Origin of the sequence: Pseudomonas sp. JDS28PS106, assembly GCF_036706555.1 — a bacterium.
Lineage (GTDB): Bacteria > Pseudomonadota > Gammaproteobacteria > Pseudomonadales > Pseudomonadaceae > Aquipseudomonas.
Map to the genome: position 1 here is coordinate 388,117 of NZ_JBAJGT010000003.1, position 19,445 is coordinate 407,561.

The following is a 19,445-nucleotide window of genomic DNA, read 5'->3' on the forward strand; positions in this document are numbered from 1 at the left end:
GCACCACCCGGCAACGCATCGCGAGAATGCGAACCGGCGCCAGCCAGAGAAATGCAGAGCAGGTTTTTAGGAGCGCGGTAAATGCCCGAGTTATTCCACTATATGCAGCAGCTGGTCAATGGCCTGACCATTGGCAGTACGTATGCATTGATCGCCATCGGCTACACGATGGTGTACGGCATCATCGGAATGATCAACTTCGCCCATGGCGAGGTGTACATGATCGGTTCCTACGTTGCCTTCATGGCCCTGGCCGGACTGGCCATGATGGGCATCCACAGCCTGCCGCTGTTGATGATCGCCGGTTTCGCCGCTTCGATCATCGTCACCAGTGCCTACGGGTACAGCATCGAGCGGGTTGCCTACCGCCCGCTGCGCAACAGCAATCGCCTGATTCCATTGATTTCCGCGATCGGCATGTCGATCTTCCTGCAGAACGCGGTGCAGCTTTCCCAGGGTTCCGGCAACTTCGCTATTCCCAACCTGCTTCCGGGCAGCCTGTCCTTCGGACCGGGCGGCGCCGAGGAAGTGTTGATTTCCTACATGCAGATCGTGGTATTCGTCGTCACCTTGCTGGCAATGACCGGCCTGACCCTGTTCATTTCCCGCTCGCGCATGGGTCGTGCCTGCCGCGCCTGCGCCGAAGACATGAAAATGGCCAACCTGCTGGGCATCAATACCAACGCCATCATTGCCCTGACCTTTGTCGTCGGCGCGGCGCTGGCAGCTGTCGCGGCCATGCTGCTGAGCATGCAATATGGCGTGATCAACCCCAACGCGGGCTTCCTGGTAGGCCTCAAGGCGTTCACCGCCGCGGTACTGGGCGGCATCGGCTCGATTCCCGGCGCCATGCTCGGTGGTCTGGTGCTGGGCGTCGCTGAAGCCTTCGGCGCTGATATTTTTGGTGATCAGTACAAGGATGTCGTGGCCTTCGGCCTGCTGGTCCTGGTTCTGCTGTTCCGGCCGACCGGCATCCTGGGCCGTCCGGAGGTTGAGAAAGTATGAGCAAGTCTCTCAAACAGGCGCTGTTCAGCGCCGCGCTGGTGTGGGCCGTGGCCTACCCGGTGCTGGGCCTGAAACTGGCCTTTTCCGGCGTGACCCTGCAAGTGCAGAATGCCAGCCCCATGACCCTGGTGATCATCGCCATCTGTTCGGTGCTGATGTTCCTGCGGGTGCTGTTCGCCCAGCAGATCAGCGGCCTGCGCCAAGGCTCGGGCAAACCGCTGATCCCGGCGAAAACCAGTGATTTCCTGACTCAGCCCAAAACCCAGCGCTGGGGCCTGGCGGCATTGATCGTGCTGGCATTCGTCTGGCCGTTCTTCGGCTCGCGCGGCGCGGTGGATATTGCCACGCTGATCCTGATCTATGTGATGCTGGGCCTGGGCCTGAACATCGTGGTCGGCCTGGCCGGCCTGCTCGACCTGGGCTACGTCGGCTTCTACGCGGTCGGCGCCTACGGCTATGCGCTGCTGTCGCACTACTTCGGCCTGAGCTTCTGGGAATGCCTGCCACTGGCAGGTCTGCTGGCGGCGCTGTTCGGTTTCCTGCTGGGCTTCCCGGTACTGCGACTACGAGGCGACTACCTGGCCATCGTGACGCTGGGCTTTGGCGAGATCATCCGCATCTTCCTGCGTAACCTCACCGAAATCACCGGCGGTCCGAACGGCATCAGCAACATCGAGAAGCCGACCTTCTTCGGCCTGAGCTTCGATCGTCGGGCGGCGGAAGGCGCGCAGACATTCCACGAGTTCTTCGGCCTGACCTACAGCCCGATCAGCAAGGTGATCTATCTGTACCTGATCGCCCTGCTGCTGGCCCTGGTCGCATTGTTCGTGATCAACCGCCTGTTGCGCATGCCGATCGGCCGCGCCTGGGAAGCCTTGCGTGAAGACGAAATCGCCTGCCGCGCGCTGGGCCTGAACCCGACCGTGATCAAACTCTCGGCCTTTACCCTGGGCGCGGCGTTCGCCGGTTTCGCTGGCAGCTTCTTTGCCGCGCGCCAGGGACTGGTCACGCCCGAATCCTTCACCTTCATCGAATCGGCGATCATTCTCGCCATCGTGGTGCTGGGCGGCATGGGCTCGCAACTGGGCGTGATCCTGGCTGCGATCGTGATGATCCTGCTGCCTGAACTGATGCGTGAATTCAGCGATTACCGCATGTTGATGTTCGGCGCCATGATGGTGCTGATGATGATCTGGCGTCCTCAGGGCTTCCTGCCGATGCAACGCCCACACATGGAGTTGCGCAAATGAGCCGCCCTCTTCTGCAGGCCACAGGCCTGAGCATGCGCTTTGGCGGTTTGCTGGCCGTCAACGGCGTGGCCCTGACCGTCAATGAGAAACAGGTCGTCTCGATGATCGGCCCCAACGGCGCCGGCAAGACCACCGTCTTCAACTGCCTGACCGGCTTCTACAAGCCCACCGGCGGCACCATCGTGCTCGACGGCGAGGAAATCCAGGGGCTGGCAGGGCACCAGATCGCCCGCAAGGGCGTGGTGCGGACCTTCCAGAACGTGCGTCTGTTCAAGGAAATGACCGCGGTCGAGAACCTGTTGGTCGCCCAACACCGCCACCTGAACACCAACTTCCTGTCGGGCCTGTTCAAGACCCCGGCGTTTCGTCGCAGCGAACGCGAAGCAATGGAATACGCGGCTTTCTGGCTGGAAGCGGTGAACCTCAAGGAATTCGCCAACCGCCCTGCCGGAACCCTGGCCTACGGTCAGCAGCGACGCCTGGAAATCGCCCGCTGCATGATGACGCGCCCGCGCATCCTCATGCTCGACGAGCCCGCGGCGGGCCTCAACCCTCGCGAAACCGATGACCTCAAGGCACTGATCGGCGTGTTGCGCAACGAGCACAACGCGACCGTCCTGTTGATCGAGCATGACATGAAGCTGGTGATGAGCATTTCCGACCATATCGTGGTGATCAACCAGGGCACGCCTCTGGCTGACGGCACGCCGGAGCAGATTCGCGACAATCCCGATGTGATCAAAGCCTATCTGGGGGAAGCGTAAATGCTGCAGTTCGAAAACGTTTCTACCTTCTACGGCAAGATCCAGGCACTGCACAGCGTCAACGTCGATGTGCGCCAAGGCGAGATCGTCACACTGATCGGCGCCAACGGCGCGGGCAAGTCGACTCTGCTCATGACCCTGTGCGGATCGCCCCGCGCCCACAGTGGCAGCATTCGTTACATGGGCGAGGAACTGGTCGGGCTGGAATCCTCGATCATCATGCGCAAGAGCATTGCGGTGGTGCCCGAGGGCCGGCGCGTGTTCGCACGCCTGACCGTCGAGGAAAACCTGGCGATGGGCGGTTTCTTCACCGGGAAAGGTGACTACCAGGAACAGATGGACAAGGTGCTGGAACTGTTCCCGCGTCTCAAGGAACGCTTCACCCAGCGCGGCGGCACCATGTCCGGCGGCGAACAGCAAATGCTTGCCATCGGCCGGGCGCTGATGAGCAAACCCAAGCTTTTGTTGCTGGACGAGCCTTCCCTGGGTCTGGCGCCGATCATCATTCAGCAGATCTTCGAGATCGTCGAGCAACTGCGGCGTGACGGCGTCACGGTGTTCCTGGTCGAACAGAACGCCAACCAGGCTCTGAAAATCGCTGACCGTGCCTACGTGCTGGAAAACGGTCGAGTGGTGATGCAGGGTACCGGGGAGGAGCTGCTGGTCGATCCGAAAGTGAGGGATGCCTACCTCGGCGGTTGATGGCCGTCCCGCTCCTACGGCCCCGCTGGCCCTTGTAGGAGCGGCTTCAGCCGCGAAAGATCCGTCAGGCGCAGGCGATGCGTCGGCTGCACCGGCCTCTCGCGGCTAAAGCCGCTCCTACGAACAGCGCGAATGCTAACCGCCGGATATTGCTCTCTGAAACCACGCCATCAGGTAGTCCGCCAGCACCTGCACGCGTCTGGGCACTTCGCTTTCATAGGGGTGCACCAGAAACAGCGGTGCGCTGGCGGTCCGCCAGTCCTGCAACAACCAGCACAGGCGCCCGTCGCTGATCTCTTCATGCACCATGTAGGACGGCAGCCGTGCGATACCGGCAGCGGACAGCGCGGCCTTTTTCAACAGACTGTAGTGATTGCTTGCGAACCGGCCGTCGATCGGGACGCGAGTCAGCTCGTGATCGCGGTGATACAGCCACTGGCCTGGCTCTGCGGACCGGCTGTGCAGCAGGCATCTGTGCGCCGCCAGTTGATCCGGGCTTTGCGGCCAGCCGAAGTGTTCCAGATAGGCGGGGCTGGCGCAGGTCAGTTCCTGCATCAGTAACAACGGCCGCGCCACCAGTCGCTCGTCGGTATCGACCCGGCCTCGTATCGCAAGGTCGAAGCCATCCCGGCGCAGATCGCGCATGGCGTTCTCCAGCTCCAGCTCGATACGCACCTGCGGATGCTCGTCCGCGAAGCCTGCGAAAATCCCTTCGAAAAACGTCTCGCCCAGTGACACCGGCACTGTAATGCGAATTCGCCCCGCTATTTCATCGCGCATCGACGCAACGATATCCCGCGCGCGTTGCGCATGGGTCAACAGCAAGCGAGCCTCGGGCAACAGCGCCTGACCAGCAGACGTCAGGCTCAGACTGCGCGTGGTGCGATGCAGCAACTGCACCGAGTAACTTCTTTCCAGTTGGGAAATCCGCTTGGACAGCCGCCCCTTGCTGCAACCCAGACGCGCCGCCGCCAGGGTAAAGCTCCCCGCCTCCATCAGCACGGCAAACGCCGCCAGGTCTTCGATATCAGTCACGATTGTTTCCCATACAGAACCAAAGGTTTCCCATTAGCGCCTTTATCGCAATGACGACAGCTTACTAGACTGGCCGCTCATTCGTTCACTGCGGAGAAAACCATGAAAATCCTTCTGATCGGCGCCAGCGGAACCGTAGGGTCGGCCGTCGAACGCGAGCTGGCACCGCGTCACGAGATCATTCGAATCGGCCGCACCAGCGGCGATGAGCAGGTGGACATCAGCGACAGCGCGTCGATACGCCGTCTGTTCGAGCGCACCGGCCCTTTCGATGCGCTGGTGTGCGCGGCCGGCAATGTCAGGTTCGTGCCGCTGAAAGACATGACCGAAGCGGACTTCGACCTGGGCTTGCGGGACAAACTGATGGGCCAGGTCAATCTGCTGCTGATCGGCCAGCACTACGCCAACGACGGCGCTTCATTCACGCTGACTTCCGGCATCCTGAGCGACGAGCCCATTCTGTCCGGTGTCTCGGCGAGCCTGGTCAACGGCGGCATCGACGCATTCGTGCGCGCCGCTGCCATCGAGCTGCCGCGTGGCATGCGGGTCAATTCGATCAGCGCCAACGTGCTGGTGGAAGCGATGGACGAGTATGCGCCGTACTTCCGAGGTTCCAAACCCGTTCCGGCTGCCGATGTGGCACTGGCCTACGCGCGCAGCGTCGAAGGGCTGCACACCGGCCGGACTTATCGGGTCTTGTGATAGGGCGGCAGTCTGCGTAACGTGGCGGCACTTGTCTGGAGACCCACTCATGTCCGCTGCTCGCTGTGCCTTGCTGTTCGCCCTTGTTCCACTGTTCGCCGGTTGCCAGTTGCTCGGGCTGTCGGCCGATGCGCCGAAAGTCTCCACCGCCGGCATGCTGCGCATGCAAGGCAACCTGACGGGCGATGGCGGCCAGTTGCTGTTCCAGCCGTGCAGCGAGCAGCGCCGGTACGTGGTGAAGGATCGGGGCAACACCGGGATTCTTCAGGAGGCCACCAATCTTGCCGACAGCAGCGGTCGGGTGTTCGCCGACCTGCGCGGCAGATTCGCGGCGAGCAAGGCGGCCAATAGTGACGGTCAGCTGGATCTGCATCAGGTGTATCGTGTCGAGCGCCCGGCGCAAGCCTGTGAAGATGCGAACTTCAAGCGCCTGACCCTGCATGTCAGCGGCAATGCGCCGGCCTGGAACGTCAATGTCAGCGGCAAGGGCATGGTCATCGAGCGCGAGGGACAACCGCCGCTGGCCTTGCCATACGTCGAAGAGCAGATGCCGGACGGGCGTTTCAGTATCAGCAGCGAAGCCGACAACCAGCGAATCGAGGTCTGGGTTGCTCCGCAGCGCTGCGTGGATCCGGTCAACGGCTCGGTACAGCACCTGAGCGCCGAGCTGCGCATCAACGGTCAGACCCAGCGCGGCTGCGGTTATTACGGCGGCGCCCGGGAAGACTGATCCCCGGCGAGGCGACCGCCGGGCACCGCAACTTGTCCGGCCTCGCCCCGCGAGGGGTTCAGCGCTTATAATCGCCGGTTCTCGTAGTGCTGTCGGGCTGACTCTGCAGCCCGAAAACTGGACCCCTCAATGTTACGAATCACCGAACTCAAGCTGCCGCTCGATCACCCGGACGAAGACTTGCGCGTCGCGCTCTTGCAGCGCCTGGGCATCGACAGCAGCGATCTGCTGGACTTCACCCTCTTCAAGCGCAGTTACGATGCGCGCAAGAAGTCCTCGGAGCTGCAATTCATCTACACCCTGGATTTCGAAGTCCGTGACGAAGCGGCCGTGCTGCGCCGGTTCGCCGATGACCGCAATATCGGCCCGGCGCCGGATGTCCGCTACAAGTTCGTCGGCCAGGCGCCGGCCGGACTGAGCGAACGACCCGTAGTGGTCGGTTTCGGTCCATGCGGAATCTTCGCGGGCTTGCTGCTGGCGCAGATGGGCTTCAAGCCGATCGTGCTCGAACGAGGCAAGGAAGTACGCCAGCGCACCAAGGACACTTGGGGCCTGTGGCGCAAAAGCGTACTCAACCCCGAATCCAACGTGCAGTTCGGCGAAGGCGGCGCCGGGACTTTCTCCGACGGCAAGCTCTACAGCCAGATCAAGGACCCGCAGTTCCACGGTCGCAAGGTGCTGCAGGAGTTCGTGAAGGCCGGCGCTCCGGAGGAAATCCTCTACGTCAGCAAGCCACACATCGGCACCTTCCGCCTGACCGGTGTCGTGGAAAACATGCGCGAACAGATCAAGGCGCTCGGTGGCGAGGTGCGTTTCGAGCAGCGGGTCGCCGACCTGCTGATCGAAGACGGACAGGTTCATGGCGTGGCGCTCGAAGGCGGCGAGGTGATCGAGTCCCGGCACGTGATCATGGCCCTGGGTCACAGCGCGCGGGATACGTTCCGCATGCTTCACGGTCGTGGCGTCTATATGGAAGCCAAGCCGTTCTCGGTGGGTTTCCGCATCGAGCACCCCCAATCGCTGATCGACAAGGCCCGTCTGGGCAAATACGCCGGACACCCCAAGCTGGGCGCCGCCGACTACAAACTGGTACACCACGCCAGCAACGGTCGCTCGGTCTACAGCTTCTGCATGTGCCCGGGTGGTACGGTGGTGGCAGCCACGTCCGAGCCCAACCGTGTCGTCACCAACGGCATGAGTCAGTACTCGCGCAACGAGCGTAATGCCAACTCCGGCATCGTGGTCGGCATCACCCCCGAGCAGGATTATCCGGGCAGCCCGCTGGCCGGTATCGAACTGCAGGAGCGTCTGGAGTCCCATGCGTTCGTCATGGGCGGCGGGACCTACGAGGCGCCTGCGCAACTGGTCGGCGACTTTATCGCCGGCAAGGCGTCCACCGCGCTGGGAAGCGTCGAGCCGTCGTACAAGCCCGGCGTGAAGCTGGTGGACCTGGCAGACGCCCTGCCCGCTTTCGCCATCGAGGCCATTCGTGAAGCGCTGCCCGCGTTCGACAAGCAGATCAAGGGCTTCTCGCTGCATGACGCCGTACTGACCGGCATCGAGACACGAACTTCGGCCCCGGTACGCATCACCCGGGGCGCGGACATGCAGAGCCTCAACGTCAAAGGCCTGTATCCGGCCGGTGAAGGCGCTGGTTATGCCGGCGGCATTCTTTCCGCGGGCGTGGACGGCATCCGCATCGCCGAAGCGCTGGCGAAGAACATGCTGGGCCTGGAATAAATGTTGGTCGAGCGCGGCTCGCCACGCTCGACTTTCAGAAACGTCCTACAAGCGAAACAGACGTGCCGCAGCTTCGCGGCATGGCTCAGTTGCTAGGATTCGTCGACTCGCGGGCCGGATATACACCGGCCCGCGCTTTCGCGGAATCCAACTGAGTAGCCAGACCCATGAGACATACCATCGTCCGGTTTTTCCAGCTCGAAGCGGCCGGAGGAATGCTGCTGATCGCCGCTGCGGCCCTCGCGCTGCTGATCAACAACTCCCCGCTTTCCTGGCTGTACGAGGCGTTTCTACAGACGCCGGTGGTCGCCCGGATCGGCGCGCTGAGCATCGACAAACCTCTGCTTCTCTGGATCAACGACGGTCTGATGGCGCTGTTCTTCCTGGTCATTGGCCTGGAAGTCAAACGCGAGGTGCTTGAAGGCCATCTCTCGAAACCCTCCCAGATCATCCTGCCGGGAGCGGCAGCGATTGGCGGAATGCTCGTTCCGGCGCTGCTCTACGTGGCCTTGAACCGGGGAAACGACGCCGCGCTGGCTGGCTGGGCCATTCCCATGGCGACCGATATCGCGTTCGCGCTCGGCGTGCTTGCGCTGCTGAGCAGGCGCGTACCGGTCTCGCTCAAACTGTTCCTGATGACCTTGGCGATCATCGATGACCTGGGGGCGATCATCGTGATCGCACTGGTGTACTCCGGTGAACTGTCGATGCTGTCGCTGGCGCTGGCAGCCGTCGCCCTGCTCGTACTGATTGCGATGAACCGGCTGGGCGTGGGCAGGCTGGCGCCGTATCTGCTGGTCGGCGCGGTGCTGTGGATCTGCGTCCTCAAGAGCGGTATTCATGCAACGCTGGCAGGCGTTGTGCTCGCATTCTGCATCCCGCTGCGCGTCAATGGCCGCAAGCAGTCGGCGCTGTTGACGCTGGAGCACGCGCTTCACCCGTGGGTGGCCTACGCGATTCTGCCGCTATTCGCGTTTGCCAATGCGGGCGTATCGCTGGCCGGGGTCACTTGGCAAAGCCTGACACTGCCGGTTCCGCTGGGCATCGCTTCAGGGCTGCTGGTCGGCAAGACGCTGGGTGTATTCGGTCTGACCTGGCTGACCGTCAGGCTGCGCCTTGCCGCGCTGCCTCATAATGCCGGTTGGGGCCAGGTGCTGGGGGTCTCGGTGCTGTGCGGCATAGGGTTCACCATGAGCCTGTTCGTCGGCTCGCTGGCCTTCGAACCCGGCATCAGCGACTACGCGGGTATCGACCGGATAGGCATCCTGAGCGGTTCGTTACTGGCGGCCCTGATCGGCTACGTCATCATGTGGGCAACCTGCCGCGGCCACTCCGAGCGAAACTGACAGGCATAAAAAACCCCGGCACGCGCCGGGGTTTTGCTTGCAGCGCGAGCCCGTCAGTGAGTGACGCGACTGGTGCCATTGACGGTCATGATGCGGACACGCTCGCCAACCCGGAAAATCTCGTTCTCCTGAACCTGCTGCACGTAGGCGCGCATGCTGCCGTCGTCTTCACGAACGGTGATTTCCACGCCCTGGGTGCGGGTCAGGCCTTCTTCGGTCATGGAGCCCAGCAGACCACCGGCTACGGCACCGATCACCGCTGCCACGACGCTACCACGCCCGCCGCCAATGGCGCTACCGCCTACACCGCCGACCACAGCGCCCGCTCCCGCACCGATAGGGGTCTTGGTGCCTTCGATCTTGACCGGACGCAGTGACTCGACGGTCCCCAGGCGCACTGTCTGTACGGTCCGGGCTTCATCACGGGAGTAGGAGTCGCCGGTGAGGTTGGAAGTACAGCCGCCCAGCGTCAACGCCATAGCAGTGAACGAGGCGACCAGAAGAGCAGACTTGCGCATAACGGGTATCTCCAAGGGGAACAGTAGCCATTAGACGTGGCGGCATCGATGCTGTCACGGCCCCTGCACCTGCAAATTGAGTTCTATTCAGGCGTTATACAGCGACCGCCTTCGTAACGATTAAGACGGCGGCGCCGGTCATTAATTCAATCAGGGTGCCAGGCGTTCGCGTATCCACTGTCCATCCGCAATGCGATAGTTCAGGCGGTCATGAAGCCGGCTGGAGCGCCCTTGCCAGAACTCGATGCGATCGGGTAGCAAGCGATAACCGCCCCAATGCTCGGGGCAATGTGGCTGGGAGTCGAGGAAGCGCTGTTCGGTCTGTTTCAGCAGCCCTTCAAGTTCGGCGCGGTCGGCGATCACCCGACTCTGCGGCGAGGCCCAGGCGCCCAGGCGACTGCCCAGCGGACGGATCTGGAAGTAAGCGTCGGATTCTTCTGGCGAGACTTTCTCCATCCGTCCTTCGATGCGAACCTGCCGCTCGAGCGCGGGCCAGAAGAACGTCATGGCCGCGAACGGCTGCGCCGCCAGTTGCTGTCCCTTGGCGCTGTCGTAGTTGGTGAAAAAAGTGAAACCGTGTGTGTCGAGCCCCTTGAGCAACAGGACCCGGCAGTGAGGACGTCCCTGCTCATCGACGGTCGCCAGGGTCATTGCATTGGCTTCCACGGGGGCCTGTTCGGTCTGCCGCGCTTCGTTGAACCACTTCTGGAAAAGTGCGAACGGCTCATCGGGAGCCTGGGCTTCGGTCAACCCATCGCGCGTGTAGTCACGGCGCATGTCGGCCAGGGAATCTGTCATCGCGTTTCTCCGTCGAGGTGAAAGCGACATTGTTCTGCGCAACGCTGTCGCGAGCAAGCGGCACTTGCTCGCGACAGGTGAACCACTCGATCAGTTGCTGGCTTGATCGTTGGTTTTCTTGGCGGGAGCCTTGGCCGGGGCCTTGGCGGTAGCAGGCTTTTTCGCGGCGGCTTTGGCCGGCGCTTTTTTCGCGGTGGTCTTGGCCGCGGCTTTCTTGGCGGTTGCCTTTTTCACGGGCGCGGCCTTCTTCGCAGGCGCGGGTGCCGCCGCGGCCGGTTTGACGTCCTGGACAGCGACCATGGTCGGCGCGGTTGGCGGCACGACGTAGCGGCTCATCAAGGCCACCATGGTGTCTTCCGGAGTCACCAGGATTTCCACGCGACGGTTCAGGGCGCGACCCTGAGCGCTGTCATTGGCGGCGCGCGGCATGACCGCGCCCATGCCGCGCAGGCTCAGACGATTACGCTCCAGACCGCTGAGACGGAAGATCGCGGCAACCGACTGCGCCCGCTGCTGGCTGATCTTCTGGTTGGTCTCGGTCGCGCCAGTGGTGTCCGCATGGCCCAGCACCAGCACCGCGGTCTTCTGGTCAGTCTCGAGCAGTTTGGCGAGCCGGGTGATCGGGCCGAGGGTCACAGGCAGCAGCATGGCCGGACGGTCGGGGTTGAAAGAGCTGTCGACAGGTGCGGTGATCGCCAGCAGGTCGTCGCGGCGTTCCAGTTCGAACGGGCTGTCCTTGATCGCGGCACGCAGGCGCGGTTCGTATTCGTCCAGCCAAGCCTTTGTGACTTTGGGATCAGGCATCGGCGCAGCCTTGGGCTCGTCCTTCTTGTCGCTACCGAAAGGCCACCACCACTTACTGTCGGTCTCGGACTTGGCGACCAGCGCAGGCGCCGGCTTGTCAGCGGCCTTGCCCGCCGCCGCATCGGGCTTGGCGTCGGCTTTGGCCTGCGTCTTGTCGTCCGATCCGAACGGCCAATACCAAGGGCTGTTGCTGTCGGACCGGGCATCTTTCGCCGGCTCGGCCTTGGCAACCGGCGCTGCTTTCGCGGCATCGGCGGCAGGCGCGTTGACGGCCTGGGCATCGCTACCCTTGTCGGAACCGAACTGCCACCAATGGCTTCCGGTATCGGCGCTGTCGGTTTGAGGATTCTGGGCGCAGCCGGTGGCGGCCAGGCAGAGGGCAAGAACGAGGCTTTTATTGGATAACATGAATGACCCACAACAGTTTGTTCGGACAAGGGAACGAAGCTGCGTCGACAAGGCTATGTCAACAAAGCACCGTCCGTATAACACGCATGAAGATACAGATGGAAAAGGAAACCGTCGTACGGTTCCTGTTACAGCCGATTACCTGACAGTCGGTATGAAACAAGCACTTACCACGGATACTTATTGCAAACACTCACGCAGCGTACGCACCAGCTTTTGTGCTCGGGGATCCATCAACACATAAGGCCCCAGGGTATTGGTGACGAACCCGAAGGCGACGTCGTATTCGGGATCCGCAAACCCCACCGAGCCCCCGGCGCCGGGATGGCCGAACGCTTTTGGTCCCAGGCCGTAGGTGGCGTTGGCCAGCGCCGGCTGATCGAGCATGCAGCCGAGGCCGAATCGCGTCGACGTCAGCAAGGTTTTGTCCTGGCCCAGGCTGTGTTCGCGCGTCAGCTCATTGAGCAACTCGGCTTCGAGCAGGCTGCCATCGAGCAACGCCGCGTAGAAAGCGGCCAGGCTGCGGGCATTGCCATGACCATTGGCGGCGGGCTGCTGCATGCGCCGCCACTCGGGCTTGTTGGTGCTGGTCATGATCGACGGCGGATTGGTGAACGCGCGGGCCGTCATCGATCCTGGTTCACGCAAGGTCGTCTGTAGCAGGCGCTGCGCGGCCTCGTCACCGGCATTGCCCTTGCCGCGGGCAATGTGAGCAACGCGATGAAATTCGGCATCGTCGAGGCCGACGTGAAAATCCAGTCCCAGCGGTCGCGCAACGCGCGCGGCGATAGCCTCTCCCGGTCCGCGACCATCGGCTCGACGCAGCATTTCGCCCACCAACCAGCCATAGGTGATGGCCGCATAACCATGACCTTGCCCCGGCGTCCACCACGGCTGTTCAGCGGCCAGCGCGCCGGTCATGGCCGACCAGTCGTAAAGGGCTTCGGCCGGCAGCATATCGCGCAATGCCGGCAGGCCGGCCTGATGGCAGAGCAACTGACGCAGGGTGATCGTGGCCTTGCCGGCCTCACTGAACTCCGGCCAGAGCTTGGCGACAGGTTCGTCGAGACGCAGCTTGCCCTCGTCGACCAGTTGCAGCGCGGTGACCGCGGCAAAGGGTTTGGTGCAAGAGAACAGGTTGGCGATGGTGTCGCTGTGCCAGGCCTCGGCGCCGTCCTTGTCGGAAGTGCCGGCCCAGAGGTCGACGACGGTTTCGCCACCGACCTGAATGCACAATGCCGCGCCGCGCTCCTGAGGATCTTCGAACAGAGCAGCGAAGGCTTCACGCACCGCTTCGAATTTAAGCTCGAAATGACCCTGAATCTGCACCCGCTGCCTCCGCCTGACCGATCTGGAAAAAGGCGTGCATTGTTTCAGCGATTGGGCGGTTTGGGAACAGCACCGGTGCGCTTATCGCCAGCAAGAAGGATCGCCGGCAAGCAGGATCGCCAGCAAGCTGGCTCCTACTGCTCGCGGTCGGGTTCAGGAAATTTCGCGATGAAACGGCGGCAGCGCATTGAGGATCGCCTTGCCATAGCGCTGGGTCACCACGCGGCGGTCCAGCAGCGTGATGGTGCCGCGGTCCTGTTCGGTTCGCAGCAGGCGTCCGCATGCCTGGACCAGACGCAACGATGCGTCCGGCACGGCGATTTCCATGAACGGGTTGCCGCCGCGCGCTTCGATCCATTCGGCCAGCGCCGCTTCGACCGGATCGTCAGGAACGGCGAATGGAATCTTGGCAATTACCACGTGCTCGCAATAAGCGCCAGGCAAGTCCACGCCTTCGGCGAAGCTCGCCAGACCGAACAGCACGCTCGAATCGCCGCCATCCACCCGCGCCTTGTGCTTGTTCAGAGTCTCCTGTTTCGACAGGTTGCCCTGAATGAATACCTGTTTGCGCCAGTCACGGTCCAGACCGTCGAACACGTCCTGCATCTGTTTACGCGACGAGAACAGCACCAGGGTGCCGCGCGAACCCTCTACCAGCTCCGGCAATTCGCGGATGATCGCGGCGGTATGCGCCACGGCATCGCGCGGGTCGGCCTTGAGATCGGGAACCCGCAGTACTCCCGCGTCGGCATGATGGAAAGGACTGGGCACCACGGCGGTCACGGCGGCCTTCGGCAGCCCGGCGCGCATCCGATAGCGGTCGAATTTGCCCAGCGCGGTGAGCGTTGCCGAAGTCACCAGCGCGCCGTAGGCGACGTTCCACAGATTGCGACGCAGCATTTCGGCGGCGAGGATCGGACTGGCGTTGACCTCGATGTCGAACAGCGCGCCGCTGTCGGCCAGCGTCAGCCAGCGCGCCATGGGCGGGCTGTCTTCCGGGTCCTCGGCGGTGAATGCGGTCCACAGCTCCCAGTTGCCATGGGCACGGGCTAACAGGCTGCCGAACAGCGGGTACCACTCTTCGGCCTGATGGCTGGCGATGCCGATGTTGACCTCGCCGTCCATGCCTTCCTTGAGCAGTTCGGTCAGGCGCGTGAACAGATCGTCCAGGCGCGCGAAGCCTTTCTTGAGCTCGATGCCCATTTCCCGGATGTGTTCGGGAATGACCCCGCCGACGAAACGGTGGCGAGGCCGCTCGCGGCCCTGCATATCTTCACCGGCGCGGAAATCGGCCAGTTGCTCGCAGGCACCGAACATGAACTGCTGATGCCCCTTGATTTCCCGGGCCAGTTCCGGGACCTGTTCAATCAGCTTGCCCAGGTCGCCGGGCAGCGGATGCTGGGCCAGCAGTTTGGACAGGTTCTTGGCGGTCTGCTCCAGCCAGTCGGCGGTGGAACGCAGGCGCGTGTAATGCGCGAAATGTCCGATGGCCTTATCGGGCAGGTGATGGCCCTCGTCGAACACGTACAGAGTGTCACGCGGGTCCGGCAGGACCGCGCCGCCGCCCAGGGCGAGATCGGCGAGGACCATGTCGTGGTTGGTCACGATCACATCGACCTTGCCCATTCCCTCGCGAGCCTTATAGAACGCGCATTGCTGGAAGTTGGGGCAGTGCCGGTTGGTGCACTGGCTGTGATCGGTGGTCAGGCGCGCCCAGTCCTGATCAGGCAGTTCCTGAGGCCAGCTGTCCCGGTCGCCGTCCCATTTGTTGCCCGCCAGTTTCTGCAGCATGCTGGTGAACAGCTTCTGGCTGGCTTCGTCTACCTCGATCTTGAAGCCTTCTTCTTCGAACAACTGTGCCGTGGCATTGGTCGCATCGCTTTCCTGCAACAGCATGTCCAGCTTGGACAAACACATGTAGCGACCGCGTCCTTTGGCGAGGGCGAAGCTGAAATTGAGACCACTGTTACGCATCAGATCGGGCAGGTCCTTGTGGACGATCTGCTCCTGCAAGGCCACGGTCGCGGTGGCGATTACCAGCCGCTTGCCCGCAGCCTTGGCGGTCGGAATGGACGCGATGGCATAGGCCACGGTCTTGCCAGTACCGGTCCCCGCTTCCACGGCGACCACCGCCGGGTCGCCCGAGCGGCGGCCTTCGTCGTCGGTCTCCACCGCGCCCAGCACCTTGGCGACTTCGGCGATCATCAGACGCTGTCCGTAGCGCGGCTTGAGGCTTTTGGCTTCGAGGAAACGCGAATAGGCGCCCTGGATCTGGGATTTGAGTTCGGTACTGATCATTGGCTCGGTGTTCGGCGTACGTCTTCTGGAGGCGCTGGCAGACAGGTCTGCAAACACCCTTCAAAAGGCTGGATAAATTTTCAGTGGTTCGAAGTGGGCGCTATCATACCGCGCTAAATCCATCCGCGCAGAACGGAGTGTCCGATGACCACTTTCGCCCCCGTCTACACCTTGCATGTCCTTGCCGCCCTTGTGTGGGTAGGCGGCATGTTTTTCGCGTGGATGATCCTGCGCCCGTCCCTCATTTCAGCACTGGAAGGGCCGGCGCGCCTGAAAGTGTGGGTCGAGGTATTTCCAAGGTTCTTCGTCTGGGTGTGGGCCGCGATTGTGGTGTTGCCAATCACGGGTATCGGCATGATCCAGTTGCACTTCACCAGTTTCGAGACGGCGCCGCGTTATGTGCAGGTCATGATGGGACTGTACGTGGTAATGGTCGCGCTGTTCCTGCGCATCCAGTCGCTGCAGCTGCCCGAGTTGCGCCACGCGGTCGAAGGTTCACAGTGGGCAGAAGCCGCCGCCGCGCTGGGGCGCATCCGACGACTGGTAGGCATCAATCTGATCGTCGGCCTGGCGGTAGTCGCAATCGCCGCCGCCAGACCGACGTTCTGAGGCTGACCGGGCGCTAGAACCGCTGTACGGTCACGCTCCCTACCGGCCCCGCCGCACCGGGCTGGCCGGCCTGACCCGGCTTGCCCGGCTTACCGCCGTCGGCGCGATAGACCAGACACCCTTTGGAGGCGCCACCTTTGCCCGGCTGCCCACCCGCGCCGCCCTGACCGGGCGCGCCACCGTCCACGTTGACCTGAATACGCTCGGCCGCGAAGGTCACCGGCAGTTCCAGGCGCACTTGTCCGCCAGCCGCTCCGTCGCGTCCGTTGCCGCCGGCGTCCCCGTCATGTCCACGCCCCGCTCGGCCCCATGTGCAGCCGGGTGCCTCACCGTTGCCACCGTCCAGCCCCACGTAACCCGGTCCGCCCGCCCCGCCTCGGGCATCCACCGACAGTCGCTCGGCATCCAGGCGTTGCAGCCGCAAGGTGAAAGTGCGCCCCGGCACGGCCTCACGCTCGAAAGTGCCAGGGGCGCCCCGCGCGGTGATCTGGCTGCCGGTTCCCAGTCGACCCTGCTCGACAACCATGCTGATCGGCTGGGCGCTGGGGACGATAGCGATTCGCGCTTCATGTCCCAGCACCAGATCGCCGACCCGCAGCTCGGTCACATTACCGGGCACCAGCAGCGTGCCGTAGTCGGCCACTTCCAGCCGCTCGATCCGAACCTGGTCATGGCTGGCCGGCAGACGCATGAGGGAGTGGGAATCGACGATGATGGCCTCGGCTTGCGCCATAGGAGTGAACAAGGCTGCCAGCAGCAGGAATTTACGCATGACTACGCTCCGCCGTCGCACGGCCGATGGATTGAATGTGGAAAATGCCGAACAGCACGATCTTGCCCCGGTCACGCCAGGGATGCCTGCGCCCGCGAAGACTGCCATTGAACAGAATCAGCTCCAGCAGGTGCGTGAGCAGCAACGCGCCGGCGGCCATGTCAATCAGGCCGCCGAACGGTCGCGGCACTTCCATGAACGCACTGGCGATCACAACAACCCAGAACGCCACCATCAACAATTTGCCCAATCCCCATAACAGCTTCATAGCTTGCCCCTGGTCCAATGCCCTGGCGCCTGTCGGCGGCTCCGTTTTTTGCGCACAGTAGACGTGCTGCCTGCGGAATATGCCAGCGATACATGCAAAAACCTGAATCTGCCGAACATTATCGACCGCCACACCCGTGCGCCCCGCCCGGCGTGCTTTGCAGCGCTTGCCCGGCAGGCTAGTCTTGCAGATCAACATGAGGAGCTTCGATGACCCAGGGCCTATCCACCCGCACACCACAGCAAGCGCTGGCCGCCCTGCTTGACCGCTATGCGCCCGCGCGTCTGCTGTTGATCGGCGAGCAGCAATTCCCCGCGCTCCAGGCCTTTCGCGAGGCTCATCCCGAGACCGAACTGGCCTGGGCGACACCTGGTCCGCTCCCGGTCGAGCTTGCCGCCCGACGTTTCGACCTGGCTCTGGTGGTCGATTGCCTGGAGCATCTGCCCAAGCGCGCGGGGCTGGAGCTGCTGGGCGGCATTCGCAACCTCAACGCCAGCCGGATCGCCGTGCTGGCCGACTTGCAGGCCTGCGGCTGGCAGGAAACCGACTTTTATTCGCTGGCCCTGCAAGCCAGTGAGCGCTTCGCTCGTGACGAGCAGGTCCTGACGCTGTTCACTTATGATCTGCGCGAGTACAAGCAGGTCCCCGACTGGCTGAACGCCCGGTTCTGGGCCAACCCGGAAAACTTCGGCAAATTCTGGTGGTGATTCATGAGTAGTGCTATTTGCCCCTGCGGCAGCGGAGATCTGTTGCTGGCCTGCTGCGGCCACTATCACGCAGGCCAGCCGGCGCCCTGCGCGGAAAAGCTGATGCGTTCGCGCTACAGCGCCTACGTCCTGGGACTGATCGATTACCTGCTGGACACCACCCTGCCCGCGCAGCAGGCGGGGCTGGACCGCCAGGCCATTGCGCAATGGAGCGCGCAAAGCACCTGGCTGGGACTGGAGGTGGAAAGCGCGGAAGTGTTCGGCGGCAAGCCAGAACACGCGCTGGTGACCTTTACTGCCCGCTGGCACGACGGCAGCGGCGAGCACAGTCATCGGGAACGCTCCGGCTTCGTTCAGAATCAGGGCCGCTGGTATTTCATCGATCCGACCGTGCCACTCGCCGCTGGCCGCAACGACGCGTGCCCCTGCGGCAGCGAGCAGAAATTCAAGAAATGCTGCGCAGGCTTCGTGGGCTGAGCGTTACCCCGCCATCAGACCATCTTCAAATGCGATGTGTCAGGCACCCGGGCTTCCTTGGGCCTGCTCATCTGTCCCATGTCGCTGCCTGCGGGAGCGACGCTCAGGCCAGACAGGTCCAGTCGCGGCGCGACCGGTTCGGGCCTCGGATCCTGCAGATCGCTGCCGGCACGCGCCAGCGTGAAATCGGGTGCGACGACGTCTACGAAGGCAGCCGCATACACATCTCTCGGCGCCGATTTGTCGGCTGTGGCGTCCACGATCGGGGCAGCCGCCGCAGTCCGGCGCGTCCAGGTCGGTTCGTCCGGAGGAGGCGCCAGCTCCACTTCCTCCATGGGATGTTCCTCGACCGGCGCCATGGCCACGACCTTGACCCGTGCCCCCGCACGCTCCATGGTGGCCCGATATTTTTCGGCAGTCTGGGCATCGAGATTGTTTTTCAGCACCAGCCGTCGGCCGGACATCAGCATCTGAAGCCGCTGGGCATCGGCCTGGAACAGCTTGCCCAGGTTGGCCTGGACCCGTTCAGGCTGGGCTCCTTCGACCAGCTCACCGGCGAATACGATTTCAAACAGAGGCATTGCAGGTCCCCCTATTGCACACGTCTGGAGTATGGCGCAGCGTCGGCGAGTCGGCCAAGACGCTTGCCAGTTGCTAAACTCTGACCTCATTCGGAGCAAGTCGATGCATATTCGGACGCCTATCATCAGGGCCCTTGGTCTGGCCGGGTTGATCCTGAACCTCAGCGGGTGCTCTCTCTGGAGCACTTCGTCCTATCGAGAACCGAACCTCCATCTGGTCAAGGTGCAGGTGGTCAAAGCCAAACTGGTGCAACAGGACTTCAATCTGCTGTTCCGGGTCGAAAACGACAATGACTCGCGGATACTGGTCCGCGGGCTGCGCTACAAGATCATGCTCAATGACATCATGCTGGCCGATGACAAGTCCAGCGAGTGGTTCTTCGTGCCCGCTCACGGACAGAAAACCTTCTCGGTGCCGGTCAGAACCAACTTGTGGAAGCATCTCAAACCCATTTCCCGCATGCTTAAAAAGCCCGATCAGGTGATCCGTTACCGCCTGGAAGGCAAGCTCAAGACCGGCCTGGTGTTCAGGGACACGGTCGCGGTGGGGCGCAGCGGCGAACTCACCCCAGGCGCCTTTATCCAGGACCATTGAAACGCGC

Annotated in this window: 21 protein-coding genes; 12 read left to right on the forward strand and 9 right to left on the reverse strand. The window is 62.9% G+C overall.

Features of this window, described 5'->3' with window-relative positions; all coding sequences use genetic code 11:
- Positions 1–81 precede the first annotated feature (81 nt).
- From livH to TRP66_RS07100, 4 genes are read left to right on the forward strand one after another with little or no spacing between them, the layout of a single operon-like run.
- Entirely contained in the window at positions 82–1,005 is a 924-nt protein-coding gene (livH, locus tag TRP66_RS07085; protein WP_333400663.1) for a high-affinity branched-chain amino acid ABC transporter permease LivH, read from the forward strand.
- Entirely contained in the window at positions 1,002–2,255 is a 1,254-nt protein-coding gene (locus tag TRP66_RS07090) for a high-affinity branched-chain amino acid ABC transporter permease LivM (protein ID WP_333400664.1), read from the forward strand. The genes livH and TRP66_RS07090 overlap by 4 nt, the downstream gene beginning before the upstream one ends.
- Positions 2,252–3,019 carry a high-affinity branched-chain amino acid ABC transporter ATP-binding protein LivG gene (livG, locus tag TRP66_RS07095; RefSeq protein WP_333400665.1) on the forward strand — a complete coding sequence of 256 codons (768 nt, stop codon included), beginning with the start codon at positions 2,252–2,254 and terminating at the stop codon, positions 3,017–3,019. Before TRP66_RS07090 ends, livG begins: the two co-directional genes overlap by 4 nt.
- Positions 3,020–3,721 carry an ABC transporter ATP-binding protein gene (locus TRP66_RS07100; protein ID WP_333400666.1) on the forward strand — a complete coding sequence of 234 codons (702 nt, stop codon included), beginning with the start codon at positions 3,020–3,022 and terminating at the stop codon, positions 3,719–3,721. It abuts the gene before it with no gap.
- 135 nt (positions 3,722–3,856) lie between these two features.
- Here TRP66_RS07100 and TRP66_RS07105 read toward each other — a convergent pair whose 3' ends face one another.
- Complete coding sequence (locus tag TRP66_RS07105) at positions 3,857–4,756, reverse strand: LysR family transcriptional regulator (protein WP_333400667.1); 900 nt, start codon at positions 4,754–4,756, stop codon at positions 3,857–3,859.
- Between the two features lie 102 nt (positions 4,757–4,858).
- Between TRP66_RS07105 and TRP66_RS07110 the strand changes: the two genes are divergently transcribed.
- The 4 genes from TRP66_RS07110 (at position 4,859) to nhaA (ending at position 9,274) form a co-directional block, all read left to right on the forward strand.
- Complete coding sequence (locus TRP66_RS07110; RefSeq protein ID WP_333400668.1) at positions 4,859–5,458, forward strand: short chain dehydrogenase; 600 nt, start codon at positions 4,859–4,861, stop codon at positions 5,456–5,458.
- A gap of 49 nt (positions 5,459–5,507) precedes the next feature.
- Positions 5,508–6,188, forward strand: a complete 681-nt coding sequence (locus TRP66_RS07115; RefSeq protein WP_333400669.1) for a COG3650 family protein — start codon at positions 5,508–5,510, stop codon at positions 6,186–6,188.
- Positions 6,189–6,317: 129 nt separating this feature from the next.
- On the forward strand, positions 6,318–7,928 hold the full coding sequence (locus tag TRP66_RS07120) for an NAD(P)/FAD-dependent oxidoreductase (protein WP_333400670.1): 1,611 nt from the start codon (positions 6,318–6,320) through the stop codon (positions 7,926–7,928).
- A 167-nt stretch (positions 7,929–8,095) separates the two neighbouring features.
- Positions 8,096–9,274: a Na+/H+ antiporter NhaA gene (gene nhaA, locus TRP66_RS07125; RefSeq protein WP_333400671.1), complete on the forward strand. Its 1,179-nt coding sequence runs from the start codon at positions 8,096–8,098 to the stop codon at positions 9,272–9,274.
- A 53-nt stretch (positions 9,275–9,327) separates the two neighbouring features.
- On the opposite strand, the gene TRP66_RS07130 is transcribed toward nhaA, so the two are convergent.
- From TRP66_RS07130 to dinG, 5 genes are all read right to left on the reverse strand, one after another.
- Complete coding sequence (locus TRP66_RS07130) at positions 9,328–9,792, reverse strand: glycine zipper 2TM domain-containing protein (protein ID WP_333400673.1); 465 nt, start codon at positions 9,790–9,792, stop codon at positions 9,328–9,330.
- Positions 9,793–9,942: 150 nt separating this feature from the next.
- Positions 9,943–10,590, reverse strand: a complete 648-nt coding sequence (gene pdxH / locus TRP66_RS07135; protein WP_333400674.1) for a pyridoxamine 5'-phosphate oxidase — start codon at positions 10,588–10,590, stop codon at positions 9,943–9,945.
- 90 nt (positions 10,591–10,680) lie between these two features.
- Positions 10,681–11,802: an OmpA family protein gene (locus TRP66_RS07140; RefSeq protein WP_333400676.1), complete on the reverse strand. Its 1,122-nt coding sequence runs from the start codon at positions 11,800–11,802 to the stop codon at positions 10,681–10,683.
- 180 nt (positions 11,803–11,982) lie between these two features.
- Complete coding sequence (locus tag TRP66_RS07145) at positions 11,983–13,131, reverse strand: serine hydrolase domain-containing protein (RefSeq protein ID WP_333400677.1); 1,149 nt, start codon at positions 13,129–13,131, stop codon at positions 11,983–11,985.
- 153 nt (positions 13,132–13,284) lie between these two features.
- The gene (gene dinG / locus TRP66_RS07150) at positions 13,285–15,429 is read right to left on the reverse strand and encodes an ATP-dependent DNA helicase DinG (RefSeq protein WP_333400678.1); all 2,145 of its coding nucleotides are present in this window, start codon (positions 15,427–15,429) and stop codon (positions 13,285–13,287) included.
- Between the two features lie 144 nt (positions 15,430–15,573).
- Here dinG and TRP66_RS07155 point away from each other — a divergent pair, with 144 nt between their 5' ends.
- A complete protein-coding gene (locus TRP66_RS07155) occupies positions 15,574–16,038 on the forward strand; it encodes a CopD family protein (RefSeq protein WP_333400679.1) in 465 nt (154 codons plus the stop codon).
- 13 nt (positions 16,039–16,051) lie between these two features.
- Here TRP66_RS07155 and TRP66_RS07160 read toward each other — a convergent pair whose 3' ends face one another.
- Together TRP66_RS07160 and TRP66_RS07165 are read right to left on the reverse strand one after the other, a co-directional pair.
- Complete coding sequence (locus TRP66_RS07160; RefSeq protein WP_333400680.1) at positions 16,052–16,810, reverse strand: collagen-like protein; 759 nt, start codon at positions 16,808–16,810, stop codon at positions 16,052–16,054.
- Positions 16,803–17,078, reverse strand: a complete 276-nt coding sequence (locus TRP66_RS07165) for a DUF1145 domain-containing protein (RefSeq protein ID WP_333400827.1) — start codon at positions 17,076–17,078, stop codon at positions 16,803–16,805. The genes TRP66_RS07160 and TRP66_RS07165 overlap by 8 nt, the downstream gene beginning before the upstream one ends.
- A gap of 209 nt (positions 17,079–17,287) precedes the next feature.
- On the opposite strand from TRP66_RS07165, the gene TRP66_RS07170 reads away from it, so the two are divergent.
- Together TRP66_RS07170 and TRP66_RS07175 are read left to right on the forward strand one after the other, a co-directional pair.
- Entirely contained in the window at positions 17,288–17,785 is a 498-nt protein-coding gene (locus tag TRP66_RS07170) for a DUF6231 family protein (RefSeq protein WP_333400681.1), read from the forward strand.
- A gap of 3 nt (positions 17,786–17,788) precedes the next feature.
- The gene (locus TRP66_RS07175; RefSeq protein ID WP_333400682.1) at positions 17,789–18,262 is read left to right on the forward strand and encodes a YchJ family protein; all 474 of its coding nucleotides are present in this window, start codon (positions 17,789–17,791) and stop codon (positions 18,260–18,262) included.
- A gap of 14 nt (positions 18,263–18,276) precedes the next feature.
- Here the strand turns inward: TRP66_RS07175 and TRP66_RS07180 are convergent, their stop codons facing one another.
- Positions 18,277–18,843 (reverse strand): hypothetical protein, encoded by a 567-nt coding sequence (locus tag TRP66_RS07180; RefSeq protein ID WP_333400683.1) that lies wholly within the window; start codon positions 18,841–18,843, stop codon positions 18,277–18,279.
- Positions 18,844–18,946: 103 nt separating this feature from the next.
- Between TRP66_RS07180 and TRP66_RS07185 the strand changes: the two genes are divergently transcribed.
- Positions 18,947–19,438 (forward strand): LEA type 2 family protein, encoded by a 492-nt coding sequence (locus TRP66_RS07185; protein ID WP_333400684.1) that lies wholly within the window; start codon positions 18,947–18,949, stop codon positions 19,436–19,438.
- Positions 19,439–19,445: the final 7 nt, after the last annotated feature.

What these genes read in the sequence shown, in the direction of transcription:
- livH (WP_333400663.1), top strand. Translation starts at nt 82, where the DNA reads ATGCCCGAGTTATTCCACTATATGCAGCAGCTGGTCAATGGCCTGACC.
- TRP66_RS07090 (WP_333400664.1), top strand. Translation starts at nt 1,002, where the DNA reads ATGAGCAAGTCTCTCAAACAGGCGCTGTTCAGCGCCGCGCTGGTGTGG.
- livG (WP_333400665.1), top strand. Translation starts at nt 2,252, where the DNA reads ATGAGCCGCCCTCTTCTGCAGGCCACAGGCCTGAGCATGCGCTTTGGC.
- TRP66_RS07100 (WP_333400666.1), top strand. Translation starts at nt 3,020, where the DNA reads ATGCTGCAGTTCGAAAACGTTTCTACCTTCTACGGCAAGATCCAGGCA.
- TRP66_RS07110 (WP_333400668.1), top strand. Translation starts at nt 4,859, where the DNA reads ATGAAAATCCTTCTGATCGGCGCCAGCGGAACCGTAGGGTCGGCCGTC.
- TRP66_RS07115 (WP_333400669.1), top strand. Translation starts at nt 5,508, where the DNA reads ATGTCCGCTGCTCGCTGTGCCTTGCTGTTCGCCCTTGTTCCACTGTTC.
- TRP66_RS07120 (WP_333400670.1), top strand. Translation starts at nt 6,318, where the DNA reads ATGTTACGAATCACCGAACTCAAGCTGCCGCTCGATCACCCGGACGAA.
- nhaA (WP_333400671.1), top strand. Translation starts at nt 8,096, where the DNA reads ATGAGACATACCATCGTCCGGTTTTTCCAGCTCGAAGCGGCCGGAGGA.
- TRP66_RS07130 (WP_333400673.1), bottom strand. Translation starts at nt 9,792, where the DNA reads ATGCGCAAGTCTGCTCTTCTGGTCGCCTCGTTCACTGCTATGGCGTTG.
- pdxH (WP_333400674.1), bottom strand. Translation starts at nt 10,590, where the DNA reads ATGACAGATTCCCTGGCCGACATGCGCCGTGACTACACGCGCGATGGG.
- TRP66_RS07140 (WP_333400676.1), bottom strand. Translation starts at nt 11,802, where the DNA reads ATGTTATCCAATAAAAGCCTCGTTCTTGCCCTCTGCCTGGCCGCCACC.
- dinG (WP_333400678.1), bottom strand. Translation starts at nt 15,429, where the DNA reads ATGATCAGTACCGAACTCAAATCCCAGATCCAGGGCGCCTATTCGCGT.
- TRP66_RS07155 (WP_333400679.1), top strand. Translation starts at nt 15,574, where the DNA reads ATGACCACTTTCGCCCCCGTCTACACCTTGCATGTCCTTGCCGCCCTT.
- TRP66_RS07160 (WP_333400680.1), bottom strand. Translation starts at nt 16,810, where the DNA reads ATGCGTAAATTCCTGCTGCTGGCAGCCTTGTTCACTCCTATGGCGCAA.
- TRP66_RS07165 (WP_333400827.1), bottom strand. Translation starts at nt 17,078, where the DNA reads ATGAAGCTGTTATGGGGATTGGGCAAATTGTTGATGGTGGCGTTCTGG.
- TRP66_RS07170 (WP_333400681.1), top strand. Translation starts at nt 17,288, where the DNA reads ATGACCCAGGGCCTATCCACCCGCACACCACAGCAAGCGCTGGCCGCC.
- TRP66_RS07175 (WP_333400682.1), top strand. Translation starts at nt 17,789, where the DNA reads ATGAGTAGTGCTATTTGCCCCTGCGGCAGCGGAGATCTGTTGCTGGCC.
- TRP66_RS07180 (WP_333400683.1), bottom strand. Translation starts at nt 18,843, where the DNA reads ATGCCTCTGTTTGAAATCGTATTCGCCGGTGAGCTGGTCGAAGGAGCC.
- TRP66_RS07185 (WP_333400684.1), top strand. Translation starts at nt 18,947, where the DNA reads ATGCATATTCGGACGCCTATCATCAGGGCCCTTGGTCTGGCCGGGTTG.